Genomic DNA, 14,568 nt, shown 5'->3' on the forward strand with positions numbered 1-14,568 from the left:
ATTATTTCTAGGGGGAAATACCATGGCAGAACTTAAATTAGAAAACATTTATAAAATATATGATAATAACGTAACAGCTGTAACTGATTTTAATTTACACATTCAAGATAAAGAATTTATTGTATTTGTCGGTCCTTCTGGATGCGGAAAATCTACAACATTACGAATGGTAGCTGGACTTGAAGATATTTCAAAAGGCGAGTTTTCAATTGATGGTAAACTAATGAATGATGTTCCTCCAAAAGATCGAGATATCGCTATGGTATTCCAAAACTACGCTCTTTATCCACATATGAGTGTATATGATAATATGGCATTTGGATTAAAACTTCGAAAAATACCAAAAGATGAAATCGATCGTCGTGTGAAAGATGCAGCAAAAATTTTAGGACTTGAACAATATTTAGATAGAAAACCGAAAGCATTATCAGGTGGACAGCGCCAACGTGTTGCGTTAGGTAGAGCAATCGTTCGAGATGCAAAAGTTTTCTTAATGGATGAACCATTATCAAACTTAGATGCTAAACTCCGTGTTGCAATGCGCTCAGAAATTTCTAAGCTACATCATCGTCTTGGAACAACAACAATTTATGTAACACATGATCAAACAGAAGCAATGACTATGGCTTCGCGTCTTGTCGTTATGAAGGATGGAAAAATCCAACAAATTGGAACTCCAAAAGAAGTATATGAAACACCAGAAAACATCTTCGTGGGTGGATTTATCGGCTCACCAGCTATGAACTTCTTCCGTGGTAAATTGACTGAAACCGATTTCGTTATAGACAATACTATAAAAATTAAAGTATCTGAAGGAAAAATGAAGATGCTACGTGAACAAGGCTATGTAAATAAGGAAATTGTTTTAGGTATTCGTCCAGAGGACATTCATGATGAACTACTATTTTTAGAAGCTTCACAATCTACTGCCTTCACAACAAAAATTGAAGTCGCTGAGTTATTAGGTGCTGAATCCATTTTATATATGAAACTTGGGAATCAAGATTTTGCGGCACGTGTAGATGCAAGACATACGTTTTCACCTGGTGACCAAATTAAATTAGCATTTGATATGAATAAAGCGCATTTCTTTGATAACCAAACTGAACAACGTATTCGCTAAAAAATTTATCTTTACTATACACATATAAAAAACCGTCCACATATATTGAGGGCGGTTTTCATTATTATACTAGGGCTTCTACTGTATGAAATGATTGTCCTTTCGTGCCAATAATACCGAAAATCGTTAAATCACTAAGCACCACTTCTTCTTGCTGTTTCATAAAAGATGACGTTAATTGTTTTATCTCTATCCAAACGTCATTAATACAAAGTACATTGGAATCGTTCTCTTGTTGGCGAGAAAAAATAGAATCTATTTTATATAAACCAGCATTTTGAAAAAGCATGTCAATGCGACTGAATGCATTCAAAGTAATGCTAATAACGCGTTGCCAATCTCCTTGCTTTTCCATATCATAGAATACAAAAAGGGCTTCTCCGCCTAGATTCGTAATTTCCTCCACTGTTGCTTGTCCACTCTCTTGATCAATGTCCGTCACAATAACTTTTGCGCCTTGTTTAGCCAACAAAAGAGCTGTATTACGTCCAATACCGATGCCACCGCCAGTTACGATAGCAACTTTTCCTGCAAGCTTCATTTTCATTACCCCTTCTATAAGTCTTACCGTCATTCAGTATACTCCTTTATGAGATTATTCTGCAAGCAAGAAAAATTGCCATTCGATTTGTAAACGTTTACTTTTTATCCTTCTTTTTTCTTACTCTTACGCTGATCAAGAACTAGACCGATAAAAATGAGAATGCCCCAAAAAATTATGCTACCTCCTGTCATCTCAACTTCCCCCTTATTATATAAAGTAAAACTTTAATCAGCCCCAAATGGTGAGATAAAGATATTATTTTTAATCATTATACCATTATCTTAATTTTCAATCTATTATAAATGGAAATGACACATTTTAGTTTTTCCTTACTGTAAATATTCACAATATACTTATAAAATAAAAAAAGACCCTTTTATATATAAAAGGGTCTTTTTTTATTTTATTATACAAGACTTATTATTTTCGTCTTTGTAATTAAGTCCTGAAAACCGCAATTGTCTTTGCGGAACAACATCATATATACGTTACATATTAATGGAATTCCTAATAGCAATACGTTCGGTAATAACACTACAAAAAATCTTATAATTAATGTTTGCAACGTTAGCTTTTCACTCTTCAATGAAATTAATTTTATTCTCGTTACCTTTTTGCCAAGTGTAACACCGTTCCAAATAAAGGGTAATACAATAAAATATATCGCCATTAATATGAAAACTACTGCGAAATCATATCTAAAATCACCTAAGCTTATATTAAAGCGCTTAAACATAGCACTATAGTTTCCGGTCATAATAGCTACTACTGCACCATACATAACCGAGATTAAAAACATGTCAATTAGGGAAGCACCTATGCGATTCATTACAAGCGCTGGACGATGCATCTTTAACTTCATTTTATGTCGACTCCTTCATATCCTTCTTTACCCGTCTCATCGTACCACTTCTAAAAAACATTGTAAACTAGCGTTTCTCTTACTTTTCTTGTACAATTTGTTACAATAGCATTATAAAGGAGGTTCCCATATTGAAAAAATGGATAATCCTATTCGTCGCCTTCCTATTAACTGGTTGTGCAGGAAACACAAGTCACTTAACTTATACGGTTAACGATGAATACGAACTCATACGTACTTCTGGAAATGCATTTGAACTTTTCCCCTCGCAAGATGCTGTATATGCCACACAATACATCCCTGCAAAAATTACAGACATTGCTTGGGATGATAAATACATTATTGCAAAACAAACTGAGGAAAAATCAGATCCAAATAACCCTGACGCAGCAATTGCGAATAAAAAAAGTGAACATTATTGGATTATTGATGTAAAGCACAATAAACGTTTCGGTCCCTACAATGAAAAGCAATTTAATGAACAAAAAGATGCGTTTAAAATTAAGGTGCCTTTTCAAAATGTAGATTCATACATAAAAGAAATAAAAAAACAGTCAGCATAATATTTGTATGCTGACTGTTTTGTCTTACATTATTTTAGTGAGATGTTAAACGTTTGTGGCTCTTTTACAACATCTTGTGTTTCTGAATCTCCTGCAAGTAAATCATCAGTTGTAAACTGAATATCCTTTACCTTGTCTTTTCCATCGTCAAGTATTAAACCAATAATACCATCTCTTATTTCACCAGGCTTATAGTCTTCTCTTGATACATTTTTTGTACCAACTAACGTATCTTCGTCATATAAAAAGTTTTGAGTGGCTACTTTAAAATGTTGCTTACCATTAATCATAACATCATTCATAGAGAAAAATTGCATATTTTTATTTCCGCTATTCTCCACTTTATATGTAATCTCAACGTAACGAATTGTATTACTAATCTCTGTTCCACTTAGCGATGCATATAATTCTGCATCTTCTTGGCTTACTTTATCCCCTAATCTACGTTTTACTTCTTCAGGAGTTAGTGCCGTGTATACTTTCAATGTATTTTTTGCCTTTTCACTCATTTGTGATAAAGAGATTACTTTCACATCTTGTACGTGAATTTTCATTGGCGCTACTTCAAATGTTTGATTCACAGAATGCATCTGCTCTAACTTGAAAGTACCCCATCCTGTTTCTTTCACTTTTTGTCCTACTTTTTTCAGCTCACGCCCACCATATTCTTTCGTTTCAGGAATAGATTCTTTCTTCTTCGGTTCAGCTTTCTTTTCTTCTTGATGGAAGCAACCACTTAACATAAGAAGAAAACTACATAAAACAAAAATACTTTTCCATGCTTTCATCATTTCATTTCTCCTAACGCTATCATTCATGAATATAAAATTAGTCCCTTGCTTTGTAAACTATAGAAACAATGACAATTCCACAAAATGAACTTGTCAGTCCAGATACTATTATACCTCCAATTTGGAAAATATGAAAATAGGGGTCTAGGAACGCATGCACGATAAATATAAAAGCTGTCACAATGATTATCGAAACCCAATACTTTCTTTTTTCTAAAGCTACAATCATATCTTTCCCTGTTTCATCTTTATACTTCCATAGTACGTATAATAGCAATAATAAGCCAACACATGTACTCCCATGTTGCATATATTTATACAATGGAATACTGTGTAATTCAATTTGTAACAATGCTATTTTCATAACGAAATAGCCTGTATTATGAGTAAATGCATCCAAAACGACATGCGTGAGCATACCGAATAATGCAGAATAGCAAAATACAAAGAATTCTTTCCAGGTATGTAGCCCCCACCTCTCATCTATTGCATATGAATAATAACCAGCAAACGGTTTAGGCAAATGCGTTATAAACGGCTTTTTTAAAATGTAATGATATATGTATGCGATTAGAAATACAAGCGGTAAATTTAAATATAAGAACCCAAGCCATGTATGGCCAATAACACCATAGGGTCTAAAGTGCAAAAAATATTCAAAGTCAGGCGCCATACTACCTAATATAAGAGCCGTTACTGAAATATGTTTAGAGTGCTTTTTCGCAAAAGGAAGAACTGCTGCTGGATGTGCAAATGTAAACGGCATACTTTAACTCCTTCTCACATTTTCAATAGAATACCATATATCATAACGAGAGAATGAATCTTCATGCAATATTTATTTTCACATTGGAATATGATAGTTTAAATGATATAATCCACATAAAATATTCAGAAAACAAGAAGGGATCCAGGTGTCATTAACACTTGTATTTGCTGCCTTTTTAAATTCAAAATCCGTTATGAATTGAGGTTTATATATTGATTGACGTACCCTTTTTACAAAATGTCACATTAAAAAAAGAAAATATCCCTAGTTTTTCCGCATATCCTTACTGCTTACCCGCTATTCGAACATTACAATCACTAGATTTCCATCCAAATGTAACATTCATTATTGGAGAAAACGGAACAGGTAAATCAACATTACTTGAAGGAATTGCAATTGCGTTAGGTTTTAATGCAGAAGGTGGAACGAAGAACTTCCGCTTTAGCACAAACGATTCCCATTCATCTTTACATGAATACCTTCGAATTTCAAAAAGTTTCAATACACCAAACGACGGTTTCTTTCTTCGCGCTGAATCATTTTATAACGTTGCTTCTTATATTGATGAAATAGATGCTGATAGAGAAGCACGTGGGAATCCGGTTATCAACTCTTATGGTGGTATCTCACTACACAAACAATCACACGGTGAATCATTCTTCTCATTATTTATGAACCGTTTTTCAGGACAAGGTTTATACATTTTAGATGAGCCTGAGGCAGCTTTATCACCAATGAGACAACTTTCCATGCTCATTCGAATGCACGAACTAGCTGAACAAGGTTCACAATTTGTTATCGCGACGCATTCTCCTATTTTAATGGCTTATCCTGAATCCACTATATATTCTTTAACACAAGAGGGAATTCACGAATCCACATTAGAAGAAACTGAGCATTACCAAACGACGAAACTTTTCTTTGAAAATCGCGATCGATTATTCCATCATCTATTTGAGTCGTAAAAAAAGAAGCAGCAATAGCTGCTTCTTTTTTATAGTGCTTCTATAAATAAGGCAACCCCGATACCGCCACCGACGCATAAAGAGGCAATTCCTTTTTCTAACCCACGTCTTTTTAATTCGTGAATTAAACTTACTGTAATACGAGCCCCTGTACAACCAATTGGATGCCCAAGTCCTACGCCACTACCGTTTACGTTCACTTTTTCACGGTCTAAGCCTAACTCTTTCTCTACAGCTAAATATTGAGCCGCGAAAGCTTCATTAATTTCAAGTAAATCTGCATCTTCCAATGACCAATCTACTTTTTCTAAACCTTTACGAATTGCTGGTGCTGGTCCAATACCCATAATTTTTGGATCTACTCCAGCTACTGAATATCCAACAATTCTAGCTAACGGTTGTAAACCTTTTTCTTTCGCTTTTTCTTCGCTCATTAATACTAGAACTGCACTCCCGTCATTAAGGCCAGATGCATTTCCAGCAGTCACTGATCCATCTTTACGGAACGCCGGCTTCAATCCAGCTAATTTTTCAGCTGTAATATCTGCACGTGGATGTTCATCCTTCGAAAATACAACTTCTTTTCTACGCTCTTTTATTGTAATAGGAACAATTTGATCGTCAAAGTATCCAGACTCGATTGCCTTCAGTGCCAATGTATGACTGCGAAGAGCAACTTCATCTTGTTCCTCTCTTGTAATTTCATATTGTTTAACTAAATTTTCCGCTGTTTCACCCATCATAATATGGTGAATCGGATCTTCTAACACTTCCCACACCGTATCACGAATTTCTCCGTGCTGTAGACGTTGTCCCCAGCGGTGCTGTTTCAATGCATAAGGGCTCGAACTCATCGCTTCTACCCCACCTGCAACAACAACATCACTTACACCTAATTGGATTTGCATTGCAGCTGACATAATTGCTTGCATACCTGAAGAACATTGACGTTGGATTGTATATCCCGTAACTGTGTCAGGAAATCCTGCCGCTAATGCAGCTGTTCTCGCCGTATTTGCTTCATCAGTTCTTTGAATACAATGACCTAAAATTACTTCATCAACTTCATGTGGTTCTACCCCGCCTCGTTTTACAGCTTCCTGAAGTACAGGAACAGCTAATTCTACTGGCGTTACATTTTTTAGCGCTCCTCCAAAAGTTCCAATTGGCGAACGAACTGCAGCTGTAATAACAACATTATGCATTTTGCACTTGCCCCTCTCTTATGTACCCTAGTCAGTTTTTAGGTGAAATTCCATAAGATGTATATCTATAACTATCATACTATAAACATACTAAAAAATCAAAATATTTAATATAATAAAAATAGAAGGAATTAACCTTCTATTCTGTCAGCGCATATAAAAACTTTTGTAAAATTTTCTCTGTCGTTTCATTCAATTTTGGCAACTTATCTACTGGAAAATATTGAAGTTTTAACCCTTCATGATCGAGCTTTAATTCCCCGCTCACATGATGTGCCTGATACAGATGAATAACATTGAAAATTTCATCGCCATTCGGATAACGGAAATATACTTCTTTTCCTGATAGAACACCAAGAAATTGCATTATTTTTGCAGTTAACCCCGTTTCCTCAAATAACTCTCTACGTGCAGTTTCTTCTGTCGTTTCGCCCAGTTCCATCGCCCCACCAGGTACACCCAAATCATATGTATCTGAACGATATTGAAGCAATACTTCTTGATTATCGTTTAATATAATAATTGCTGATCCTACGAGAATAAGCGGCCTTGTACCAACGACTTTTCGTAACTCTTCAATATACCCCATATGTAAATTCCCCTTTCCCTAACCTCCCTTATCATAACAAAATTTTGCTCTTTTTGTTCATGTAATTTTAAAGAAAAAAAGAAGCTTTCGCCTCCTTTTTTTCACCTTTATTTCTTAAAACTTTCATATTTTACAGCTTCAAAAGCTTCCTCAATTTCATCATTACGATAATGGACATATGTAAAACGCCCCAATTCTACTAATCTTGCTATTTCCTGTAACGCTTTATGCTGCTCATATGTTTCTTTCAGCTTAATATGTACATAAAACTTCATTAACGGATGTTCATATAAAGGTTCTCCCACCTCTACATATACATCTTCCACCCCTTGTACAACTCTTACATAACTTGCAAATTGATAAAGAGCTTCTCTGTCTGAAACGATTTTTAATGTATACATATATTCTCCCCCTTTTCTTTACCATATCAAAAAGATGATCACACTACGTTATAGAACTATGAAATTTTTTCGACTTGTCATCTATATATTCAATAAAGAAGGCGTTTATCCATACATGACATCTTTTCCCCACATATATTATAGGAAGAACTTTTTTTCAGTTGAGGTGTTCCTTATGGATCCATACGTCAATATATGTATTTGTATTACTCCCGGCGCCGATATTTCTGATGACCGCATCGCAAAAGATTTAGCTGTTGCAGAATCAATTTGGCACCCCATTACATTTCAAATTCAAGAAGTAATTGTATTAAATGAACTTTTCCGTTTTTTTGACCGTGAAATCAGTTATAAAAATTCCATTCAAAGTCAAGAAAAGCTGGCATCCTTTTTCCAAACATGTGTAAATGAAGCTCCTGAATGCGACCTTTATATTTGTTATATTGGCAGTGATTATTTCAAAGAAACAGCAGTAATTGCCTGCGCTTACTCTTTAGCAAAACAGCAACAACTTACCGGATATATCGTTTTAACAAACTCGGCTGCTCCTATGAAAAATATATATACGCTTGCTCACGAAATCGGTCATATTTTATTTACAAGACGTGTTCACGGAAAACTTACTCACGCAGATCCTCATTCCCCAACTGGCTCGGAGCACCATCCTTCTCCAACCAATCTTATGTATCCGATAGTCCCGCGCCCTGAAAATGTTCCTATTCAGTCTCTATTGACGAACGAACAAAAAACACTCTCTTTACAAAGCTCTTTATTGCAAAGAAAAAAACAGTAACCCTCATGTTACTGTTTAAAACAACTTATTCCAATCAACAAAACAAATCCCGGCTGCTAGAAATAAAAATAGACAACTAAATGTAAATGTAATCCCTCTAAAAATCCCTATATAATATATCCAGAGCAGCCGCTTTTTATTGAATTTCTAGTTCACACTTTTTCTTTCTTCAATTTTTAAAGACCATCTCATTAATCCATATATACTTCCATACATAAGTAATATCTTTGCAATTCCCCAAAATACATTTCTTTCTTCTAAGTCTTTAAATAAGAACATAATCGCAAGAGGAACAATTAGTACCAAAACACCCATCCAACCAAGAACATATACTTCACCAATTAGAAGTAATAAAAATATACTTACTGCTAATATATATGTCTGCATTGTCGACAATTGTAAAATTGGCGTCCCATACCATTTATTCATAAACATTAATAACACTAATAATAAAATAGGTATCATTACTATTACATAAATAATTCCAAACTCTACTGATTTACTTTTAAAAGAAGACATTCTAAACGCAAAAACCGTTCCAATAATTGTAATAATTAAAACGATAGGATAACCAATTACCTGTACATTTGTTAACGTAAATTGTTGATTCGGATTTCCAAATAAAATATTGGTTAGTAACCAATACCCACCTATCCCAATAATCATTCCTAAAACACTCTTTATACTTCCGCCTTTATCCTTCTCCATCTCTTTCGCTAATTCTTCCGCATACTCTTTTGGCGAATCACCAAATATATTACTTACCGTTTTTCCTTCTTTCTCACCTTCAATTAAATGAGGTTCTGCATCTTCTAAAAAAGCGTCAACATCTTCTTCTTTAATTCCTTGTGTTATTAAATATACTTTCGTATCGATTAAGAACTTTTCTCCTTCTTTAGAAATCTGCATTATAGCCCCTCCCTTATTTAACCATTTCTCTTCTATTCGCCTTCACCATAATTTCAACAAAAATTAAAATAAATAAACTTCCGTATAAACATATAATTTGAAATAACATTGGAACAAGATCTTCCGTTGTAAATGTTTTAAACACTAACATAATTGAAAGTGGAATGATTAAATATAAGTTTTTAAACCATCCTTCAAAGTATATATTTATAGCTACTGTGATGATAAAAATCCCACCAGCTACTATATAACTTTGCACTTCGGTGAATGTGAGCATTTTTGTCGGATATATCACGTCTAATATCGTAACAGCTCCTAATAAAAACATTGGAGCGATCATAACTAAAGACCACATAGAAAACCATGTTTTTGTAAAACTTGTTACGAAGGCCATTTTGCGAAGTAGAAAATTAGGACCTATAACAACTAAAATCAATGAAAAACTATAACCGATACACTGAATAAGTGAAATCTGTAACATTCCATGATTCACTATTAAGATAGAAGCAATAATCCAAAACGATACGATATTCATTACTGTAAAACCAATTTGCTTCCACGTTTCCTGTCTATCTCTTTCCATTACTTTGACAAGTTCATTTGCATATTCTTTCGGTGAGCTTCCGAAAATATCTTCTACACTTTTCCCATCACTCTCACCCTCAATTAAATGGAGTTCCGCATCTTCTATAAAATTTTCAATATCGCTTTCTTTCACACTCTTTGCCGTCAAAAATAATCTCATATCTAACAAAAACTTTCGCGCTTCACTTGATAGCATTATTTTCTCCTTCCCTTCCCTTCAAGTAGACGTTCTACACTACTTTGCATCGTTTCCCAGCGATCCATAAATTCATCAAGTGCTTCCTCGCCTTTTTCTGTTAATGTATAATATTTTCTCTTTGGACCAGATGGAGATTCCTTCATTACGCTTGTTATTAGTCCTTCTTTTTGCATTCGTATTAATAACGGATAAATACTTCCCTCACTCGCCATTGTAAAACCATACTTCGCTAGCTTTTCACTCATTTCATAACCGTATATTTCGCCTTCAGAAATAATAGCAAGTAAGCATCCTTCTAAAATCCCTTTCAGCATTTGACTTGTCGACATAATTCAAATCCTCCTACTATCTTGCTTTACAAAATAGTATAGCAAAGACTATTTTGCAAAACAAGATAGCTAACGATATTTTTTCCAAATGTTTGCAGGAATTTCATTATAGCTTCTCTAAATAGAGCACTATGAAAACTTTATTATGAAGGGATGTTTTTCATCATGGTTACAAATCGAGTTGTCTTTTTAACAGGTGCTGCAAGTGGTATTGGTTATGAAATGGGAAAGGCTTTTGCAAAAGAAGGTGCAAAAGTTGTGATTACCGATCGGCTTGAAGAACGTGCAAAAGAAGCTGCTGAACAATTACAAAATGAAGGTTTTCAAGCTATCGGTTTAAAATGTGACGTTACATCTGAAGAGGAAATTACAGCAGCAATTTCTCAAACAGTTGATCATTTCGGTTCATTACATATATTAATTAACAACGCAGGAATGCAACACGTTTCACCCATTGAAGACTTTCCAACTGAAAAGTTCGAGCTACTAATTCAAATTATGCAAATTGCTCCGTTTATTGCAATTAAGCATGCCTTTCCGATTATGAAACAACAAAAATATGGTCGTATTATTAATGTCGCTTCTATTAACGGCCTTGTCGGGTTTGCTGGAAAAGCTGCCTACAATAGTGCAAAACATGGCGTAATTGGATTAACAAAAGTTGCCGCTTTAGAAGGTGCTACGCATGGTATTACTGTTAATGCCCTTTGCCCTGGTTATGTTGATACCCCCCTTGTACGTAATCAACTACAAGACTTAGCTACTACACGAAATGTACCACTTGAAAATGTTTTAGAAGATGTTATTTATCCACTCGTTCCACAAAAGCGCTTATTACAAGTACAAGAAATTGCAGATTATGCGATGTTTTTAGCGAGTGAAAAAGCTAAAGGTATAACTGGTCAAGCTGTCGTTATCGATGGTGGTTATACCGCTCAATAAAAATAAAGTTTGCTCAAGAAGAGCAAACTTTATTTTTTATCCCGAGGATCTTCGTACTTTAGTAATTGCCGCGGGAGCTTCTCAATTGCAACAATTACCCCCTCTAATTTACTTTCAATACGGTGGAGTAAATATAATGTTACCACAATCGGAAACCCTACATTACCTATCATCTTGATCCACTCTTCCACCCTCTTCCCCTCCTTTCATTATATAAGTAAGAGAAAACACTGCATTTAGGCATAAAAAAACAAGCTATTATGTATTAGCTTGTTTTTCAAATAATGATGCAATTTCTCGTTTATAGTCCCCGCGTATAATACCTTTCTCAGTAATAATTCCTGTAATTAATTCATTCGGCGTTATGTCAAATGCTGGATTATAAACATCCGTTCCAATTGGTGCTACTTGTTTTCCAAAGATTTTCGTAACTTCTGTTTCATCTCTTTCTTCAATAATAATTTCGGCTCCAGTTTCTTTCGTAACATCAAATGTTGACAGTGGCGCAGCAACGTAAAATGGGATATTAAAGTACTTTGCTAAAATAGCTAAATTCATTGTCCCTATTTTATTGGCTGTATCTCCATTTGCGACAATTCGATCCGCCCCCACAATAATTGCGTTTATTTCTTTCGTTTGAATAGCATGAGCTGCAGTATTATCTGTTATAAGGGTCACATCAATATTTGCTTGCTTCAATTCCCACGTCGTTAAGCGACCACCTTGTAAAACTGGTCTCGTTTCACACGCATATGCATGTAAACGCACACCTTTCTCTTTTCCAATATAAAAGGGAGCTAATGCAGTTCCATATCTGGCAGTTGCGATACTTCCAGCGTTACAGATTGTTAAAATATTATCGCCATCTTTAAAACATGTTAACGCATATTCCCCAATATTTCGACACACCTCTTCATCTTCCTGTTGAATGCGAAGCGCTTCTTCTTCTAATATTTTTTGCGCTTCTTTTATTGTAGTAATCTCTCGAATAGATTCTCTCATACGATCAATTGCCCAAAATAAATTTACTGCCGTTGGGCGTGATGTCCCTAAATAGTTACAGTCTCTATTAAACTTCTTTTGAAATTCTTCGATATGTAAAGTATTATATTTTTTCGCTGCAAGCGCCAAGCCAAATGCAGCTACAATTCCAATTGCAGGCGCTCCGCGTACTTCTAACATTATGATACTTTTCCAAACCTCTTCAATAGTCGTTAATGTTTTGTATTCTGTGCTATGTGGCAATTTCGTTTGATTTAATACCGCAATTGCATCCCCTTTCCAACTTACAGATCTCGGAACAGTAACGATTGTACTCATGCTTTTACACCCCTTGAAACTGTCTGTTGAAATAATGTTCGAAACAGTTGAATATCAGCACTTTTAGATTCATATTTTATTAGTTCTTTTCCTAAGGATAGCGCTTGTTTCTTAGCTTGAATTCTTGTTTCTTTATTTTCTATTTCATCTAAATCTGCTACATGAGCTAAACCAATTGTTCTACGAATTAGTTCACATCCGGCAAATCCAACAGCATCAGTAAAGATATTTTGCAAAATAATTGGTAACCATTGTTTTTCTTTCGTATATGCTTCTACACCTTCTCCAATCCATAACTTTGTAAAAGTCTCTACAAAATAACTCCACGTCTTTTCTATATGGAAAAATAGTACACTTCTCTTTTCTTCTTCTCTAGATAACGCATTTAATAATAGATTTGCAATAAATTGACCTATGTCAAACCCAAATGGGCCATATGTCGCAAATTCTGGATCAATCACTTTCGTTTCAGAAGGTGACGAAAAAATACTACCAGTATGTAAATCACCATGAATAAGAGTTTCTTTTCTTGTTAAGAACTTATATTTATATTGTGCTACTTTTAGTTTTAAAGTTTTATCACTCCAAAGTTCATCAACCACGAGCTGTAAATCTGGCTCATAATCATTTGTATCATAATGCCCAAACGGATCTGTAAACACTAAATCCTCTGTAATTTTACATAGGTCCGGATTTACAAAGGTACCTTCTAGTATCCTCTTCTCTTCTGACTGTAAACCAAAATCTGAAGTGTAAAATAAAACATGTGCTAGAAAACGACCAATATGCTGGGATAAAAGCGGATATTCTTCTCCGTCTATTAATCCTTTTCTTGTAATTGTTAGTCTTGATAAGTCTTCTATTACCGTTATCGCTAACTCTTCGTCATGACTGTACACTACTGGAACATAATCCGGTACATACTGCGCAAAAATTTGTAATGCCTTGCTTTCAATCGTTGCTCTTTTTATAGACAATGGCCAGCTTTCACCAACTACTTTCGCATAAGGCAGTGCTTGTTTTATTATAATGGATTTCTCTCCATCATCTAATTTGAACACATAATTTAAGTTTCCATCTCCAATTTCATGACAAATGACATTTGCCTTCTCTTCAAAATAGCCATGATCTTTCGCATATTGTACAGTTGTTATTTCTGTTAATGAATAATATCCCATCTTCTTCTCCCCCTTTTTAAATTCAGAGGTTTTTCTAACATAGAAAAACCTCTTTCCACTAAGAAAGAGGTTTGAAGTTTATCTTCTCCCCTCTTATCTGCCAGAAAGTTTTACTTTCTGCTGGAATTAGCACCGTGCCTTTTGGCGTAATAAACGCCCCATTTCACAATGGTATTACGGTCGGTTGCTGGGCTTCATCGGGCCAAATCCCTCCACCTGCTCTTGATAAGAGTTGTATAATTTTTTGAATTTTTAACTTTATGTTGAAGACTATACCAAGAATAAAAATCACTTGTCAACATTTTATTTGTATAATTCTGGACGGCGATCCGCAAAAACTGGAATTCCTTTACGTACTTCTTTAATTTTCTCGAATTCAAGCTCTCCAAATAAAATTGATTCCTCTTCATTCGCCTCTACTACAACTTATTGTGATAGGTAAGGATTTGATGTTATCTCCACCTTTTCCCCCACATCACACCGTACGTGATGGTTTCCCAT

19 protein-coding genes, 2 pseudogenes and 1 riboswitch are annotated in these 14,568 nt (G+C 34.8%); of the genes and pseudogenes, 5 read left to right on the forward strand and 16 right to left on the reverse strand.

Going from position 1 to position 14,568, the window contains the following annotated elements:
• Nucleotides 1–22 precede the first annotated feature (22 nt).
• The gene (locus MHH55_RS14110) at nucleotides 23–1,123 is read left to right on the forward strand and encodes an ABC transporter ATP-binding protein (RefSeq protein ID WP_000818931.1); all 1,101 of its coding nucleotides are present in this window, start codon (nucleotides 23–25) and stop codon (nucleotides 1,121–1,123) included.
• A 64-nt stretch (nucleotides 1,124–1,187) separates the two neighbouring features.
• On the opposite strand, the gene MHH55_RS14115 is transcribed toward MHH55_RS14110, so the two are convergent.
• From MHH55_RS14115 to MHH55_RS14125, 3 genes are all read right to left on the reverse strand, one after another.
• On the reverse strand, nucleotides 1,188–1,697 hold the full coding sequence (locus tag MHH55_RS14115; RefSeq protein ID WP_078186235.1) for an SDR family NAD(P)-dependent oxidoreductase: 510 nt from the start codon (nucleotides 1,695–1,697) through the stop codon (nucleotides 1,188–1,190).
• A 71-nt stretch (nucleotides 1,698–1,768) separates the two neighbouring features.
• Nucleotides 1,769–1,858: a hypothetical protein gene (locus MHH55_RS14120; protein ID WP_000145638.1), complete on the reverse strand. Its 90-nt coding sequence runs from the start codon at nucleotides 1,856–1,858 to the stop codon at nucleotides 1,769–1,771.
• A 215-nt stretch (nucleotides 1,859–2,073) separates the two neighbouring features.
• Nucleotides 2,074–2,529, reverse strand: coding sequence for an RDD family protein (locus MHH55_RS14125; protein ID WP_000769080.1), 456 nt, complete (start codon nucleotides 2,527–2,529; stop codon nucleotides 2,074–2,076).
• Between the two features lie 131 nt (nucleotides 2,530–2,660).
• Between MHH55_RS14125 and MHH55_RS14130 the strand changes: the two genes are divergently transcribed.
• Nucleotides 2,661–3,092 (forward strand): DUF3997 domain-containing protein, encoded by a 432-nt coding sequence (locus MHH55_RS14130; RefSeq protein ID WP_000758789.1) that lies wholly within the window; start codon nucleotides 2,661–2,663, stop codon nucleotides 3,090–3,092.
• Nucleotides 3,093–3,121: 29 nt separating this feature from the next.
• On the opposite strand, the gene MHH55_RS14135 is transcribed toward MHH55_RS14130, so the two are convergent.
• Both MHH55_RS14135 and MHH55_RS14140 read right to left on the reverse strand, forming a co-directional pair.
• Complete coding sequence (locus MHH55_RS14135) at nucleotides 3,122–3,883, reverse strand: hypothetical protein (protein ID WP_000973899.1); 762 nt, start codon at nucleotides 3,881–3,883, stop codon at nucleotides 3,122–3,124.
• Between the two features lie 37 nt (nucleotides 3,884–3,920).
• Nucleotides 3,921–4,649 carry a DUF4184 family protein gene (locus MHH55_RS14140; RefSeq protein WP_001116851.1) on the reverse strand — a complete coding sequence of 243 codons (729 nt, stop codon included), beginning with the start codon at nucleotides 4,647–4,649 and terminating at the stop codon, nucleotides 3,921–3,923.
• A 215-nt stretch (nucleotides 4,650–4,864) separates the two neighbouring features.
• Between MHH55_RS14140 and MHH55_RS14145 the strand changes: the two genes are divergently transcribed.
• Nucleotides 4,865–5,617 carry an AAA family ATPase gene (locus MHH55_RS14145; RefSeq protein WP_000568006.1) on the forward strand — a complete coding sequence of 251 codons (753 nt, stop codon included), beginning with the start codon at nucleotides 4,865–4,867 and terminating at the stop codon, nucleotides 5,615–5,617.
• A gap of 29 nt (nucleotides 5,618–5,646) precedes the next feature.
• Here MHH55_RS14145 and MHH55_RS14150 read toward each other — a convergent pair whose 3' ends face one another.
• From MHH55_RS14150 to MHH55_RS14160, 3 genes are all read right to left on the reverse strand, one after another.
• The gene (locus MHH55_RS14150; protein WP_000552081.1) at nucleotides 5,647–6,822 is read right to left on the reverse strand and encodes an acetyl-CoA C-acetyltransferase; all 1,176 of its coding nucleotides are present in this window, start codon (nucleotides 6,820–6,822) and stop codon (nucleotides 5,647–5,649) included.
• A 139-nt stretch (nucleotides 6,823–6,961) separates the two neighbouring features.
• Nucleotides 6,962–7,411 (reverse strand): NUDIX domain-containing protein, encoded by a 450-nt coding sequence (locus MHH55_RS14155; RefSeq protein WP_139362421.1) that lies wholly within the window; start codon nucleotides 7,409–7,411, stop codon nucleotides 6,962–6,964.
• Nucleotides 7,412–7,518: 107 nt separating this feature from the next.
• The gene (locus tag MHH55_RS14160) at nucleotides 7,519–7,812 is read right to left on the reverse strand and encodes a DUF3928 family protein (RefSeq protein WP_000288330.1); all 294 of its coding nucleotides are present in this window, start codon (nucleotides 7,810–7,812) and stop codon (nucleotides 7,519–7,521) included.
• Nucleotides 7,813–7,987: 175 nt separating this feature from the next.
• Between MHH55_RS14160 and MHH55_RS14165 the strand changes: the two genes are divergently transcribed.
• Complete coding sequence (locus MHH55_RS14165) at nucleotides 7,988–8,605, forward strand: ImmA/IrrE family metallo-endopeptidase (RefSeq protein WP_000371608.1); 618 nt, start codon at nucleotides 7,988–7,990, stop codon at nucleotides 8,603–8,605.
• A 15-nt stretch (nucleotides 8,606–8,620) separates the two neighbouring features.
• Here the strand turns inward: MHH55_RS14165 and MHH55_RS14170 are convergent.
• The 4 genes and pseudogenes from MHH55_RS14170 to MHH55_RS14185 all read right to left on the reverse strand — a co-directional run.
• Nucleotides 8,621–8,740 (reverse strand): annotated as a pseudogene (locus MHH55_RS14170) (DNA-binding protein); the annotation flags it as partial.
• 12 nt (nucleotides 8,741–8,752) lie between these two features.
• Nucleotides 8,753–9,514: a DUF1129 domain-containing protein gene (locus MHH55_RS14175; protein WP_001167278.1), complete on the reverse strand. Its 762-nt coding sequence runs from the start codon at nucleotides 9,512–9,514 to the stop codon at nucleotides 8,753–8,755.
• Between the two features lie 13 nt (nucleotides 9,515–9,527).
• Nucleotides 9,528–10,295: a DUF1129 domain-containing protein gene (locus MHH55_RS14180; RefSeq protein ID WP_000952887.1), complete on the reverse strand. Its 768-nt coding sequence runs from the start codon at nucleotides 10,293–10,295 to the stop codon at nucleotides 9,528–9,530.
• Nucleotides 10,295–10,627 carry a PadR family transcriptional regulator gene (locus MHH55_RS14185; RefSeq protein ID WP_000107982.1) on the reverse strand — a complete coding sequence of 111 codons (333 nt, stop codon included), beginning with the start codon at nucleotides 10,625–10,627 and terminating at the stop codon, nucleotides 10,295–10,297. Before MHH55_RS14185 ends, MHH55_RS14180 begins: the two co-directional genes overlap by 1 nt.
• Nucleotides 10,628–10,792: 165 nt before the next feature.
• On the opposite strand from MHH55_RS14185, the gene MHH55_RS14190 reads away from it, so the two are divergent.
• Complete coding sequence (locus MHH55_RS14190) at nucleotides 10,793–11,569, forward strand: 3-hydroxybutyrate dehydrogenase (protein ID WP_000258428.1); 777 nt, start codon at nucleotides 10,793–10,795, stop codon at nucleotides 11,567–11,569.
• Between the two features lie 29 nt (nucleotides 11,570–11,598).
• Here the strand turns inward: MHH55_RS14190 and MHH55_RS14195 are convergent, their stop codons facing one another.
• From MHH55_RS14195 to MHH55_RS14210, 4 genes and pseudogenes are all read right to left on the reverse strand, one after another.
• Entirely contained in the window at nucleotides 11,599–11,760 is a 162-nt protein-coding gene (locus tag MHH55_RS14195) for a YvrJ family protein (RefSeq protein WP_000393336.1), read from the reverse strand.
• A 67-nt stretch (nucleotides 11,761–11,827) separates the two neighbouring features.
• Nucleotides 11,828–12,889 carry an S-methyl-5-thioribose-1-phosphate isomerase gene (mtnA, locus tag MHH55_RS14200; protein WP_000104604.1) on the reverse strand — a complete coding sequence of 354 codons (1,062 nt, stop codon included), beginning with the start codon at nucleotides 12,887–12,889 and terminating at the stop codon, nucleotides 11,828–11,830.
• Complete coding sequence (gene mtnK / locus MHH55_RS14205) at nucleotides 12,886–14,067, reverse strand: S-methyl-5-thioribose kinase (protein WP_071741176.1); 1,182 nt, start codon at nucleotides 14,065–14,067, stop codon at nucleotides 12,886–12,888. Before mtnK ends, mtnA begins: the two co-directional genes overlap by 4 nt.
• A gap of 90 nt (nucleotides 14,068–14,157) precedes the next feature.
• Nucleotides 14,158–14,299: riboswitch (SAM riboswitch) on the reverse strand.
• A gap of 71 nt (nucleotides 14,300–14,370) precedes the next feature.
• A pseudogene (locus MHH55_RS14210) lies at nucleotides 14,371–14,493 on the reverse strand (carbon-nitrogen family hydrolase); the annotation flags it as partial.
• Nucleotides 14,494–14,568: the final 75 nt, after the last annotated feature.

The organism is Bacillus sp. FSL K6-2944 (assembly GCF_038005385.1).
GTDB classification, from domain to species: Bacteria; Bacillota; Bacilli; order Bacillales; family Bacillaceae_G; genus Bacillus_A; species Bacillus_A cereus.

What these genes read in the sequence shown, in the direction of transcription:
- MHH55_RS14135 (WP_000973899.1), bottom strand. Translation starts at nt 3,883, where the DNA reads ATGATGAAAGCATGGAAAAGTATTTTTGTTTTATGTAGTTTTCTTCTT.
- MHH55_RS14175 (WP_001167278.1), bottom strand. Translation starts at nt 9,514, where the DNA reads ATGCAGATTTCTAAAGAAGGAGAAAAGTTCTTAATCGATACGAAAGTA.
- MHH55_RS14190 (WP_000258428.1), top strand. Translation starts at nt 10,793, where the DNA reads ATGGTTACAAATCGAGTTGTCTTTTTAACAGGTGCTGCAAGTGGTATT.
- MHH55_RS14180 (WP_000952887.1), bottom strand. Translation starts at nt 10,295, where the DNA reads ATGCTATCAAGTGAAGCGCGAAAGTTTTTGTTAGATATGAGATTATTT.
- mtnK (WP_071741176.1), bottom strand. Translation starts at nt 14,067, where the DNA reads ATGGGATATTATTCATTAACAGAAATAACAACTGTACAATATGCGAAA.
- MHH55_RS14160 (WP_000288330.1), bottom strand. Translation starts at nt 7,812, where the DNA reads ATGTATACATTAAAAATCGTTTCAGACAGAGAAGCTCTTTATCAATTT.
- MHH55_RS14155 (WP_139362421.1), bottom strand. Translation starts at nt 7,411, where the DNA reads ATGGGGTATATTGAAGAGTTACGAAAAGTCGTTGGTACAAGGCCGCTT.
- MHH55_RS14165 (WP_000371608.1), top strand. Translation starts at nt 7,988, where the DNA reads ATGGATCCATACGTCAATATATGTATTTGTATTACTCCCGGCGCCGAT.
- MHH55_RS14120 (WP_000145638.1), bottom strand. Translation starts at nt 1,858, where the DNA reads ATGACAGGAGGTAGCATAATTTTTTGGGGCATTCTCATTTTTATCGGT.
- MHH55_RS14185 (WP_000107982.1), bottom strand. Translation starts at nt 10,627, where the DNA reads ATGTCGACAAGTCAAATGCTGAAAGGGATTTTAGAAGGATGCTTACTT.
- MHH55_RS14150 (WP_000552081.1), bottom strand. Translation starts at nt 6,822, where the DNA reads ATGCATAATGTTGTTATTACAGCTGCAGTTCGTTCGCCAATTGGAACT.
- MHH55_RS14140 (WP_001116851.1), bottom strand. Translation starts at nt 4,649, where the DNA reads ATGCCGTTTACATTTGCACATCCAGCAGCAGTTCTTCCTTTTGCGAAA.
- MHH55_RS14110 (WP_000818931.1), top strand. Translation starts at nt 23, where the DNA reads ATGGCAGAACTTAAATTAGAAAACATTTATAAAATATATGATAATAAC.
- mtnA (WP_000104604.1), bottom strand. Translation starts at nt 12,889, where the DNA reads ATGAGTACAATCGTTACTGTTCCGAGATCTGTAAGTTGGAAAGGGGAT.
- MHH55_RS14125 (WP_000769080.1), bottom strand. Translation starts at nt 2,529, where the DNA reads ATGAAGTTAAAGATGCATCGTCCAGCGCTTGTAATGAATCGCATAGGT.
- MHH55_RS14115 (WP_078186235.1), bottom strand. Translation starts at nt 1,697, where the DNA reads ATGACGGTAAGACTTATAGAAGGGGTAATGAAAATGAAGCTTGCAGGA.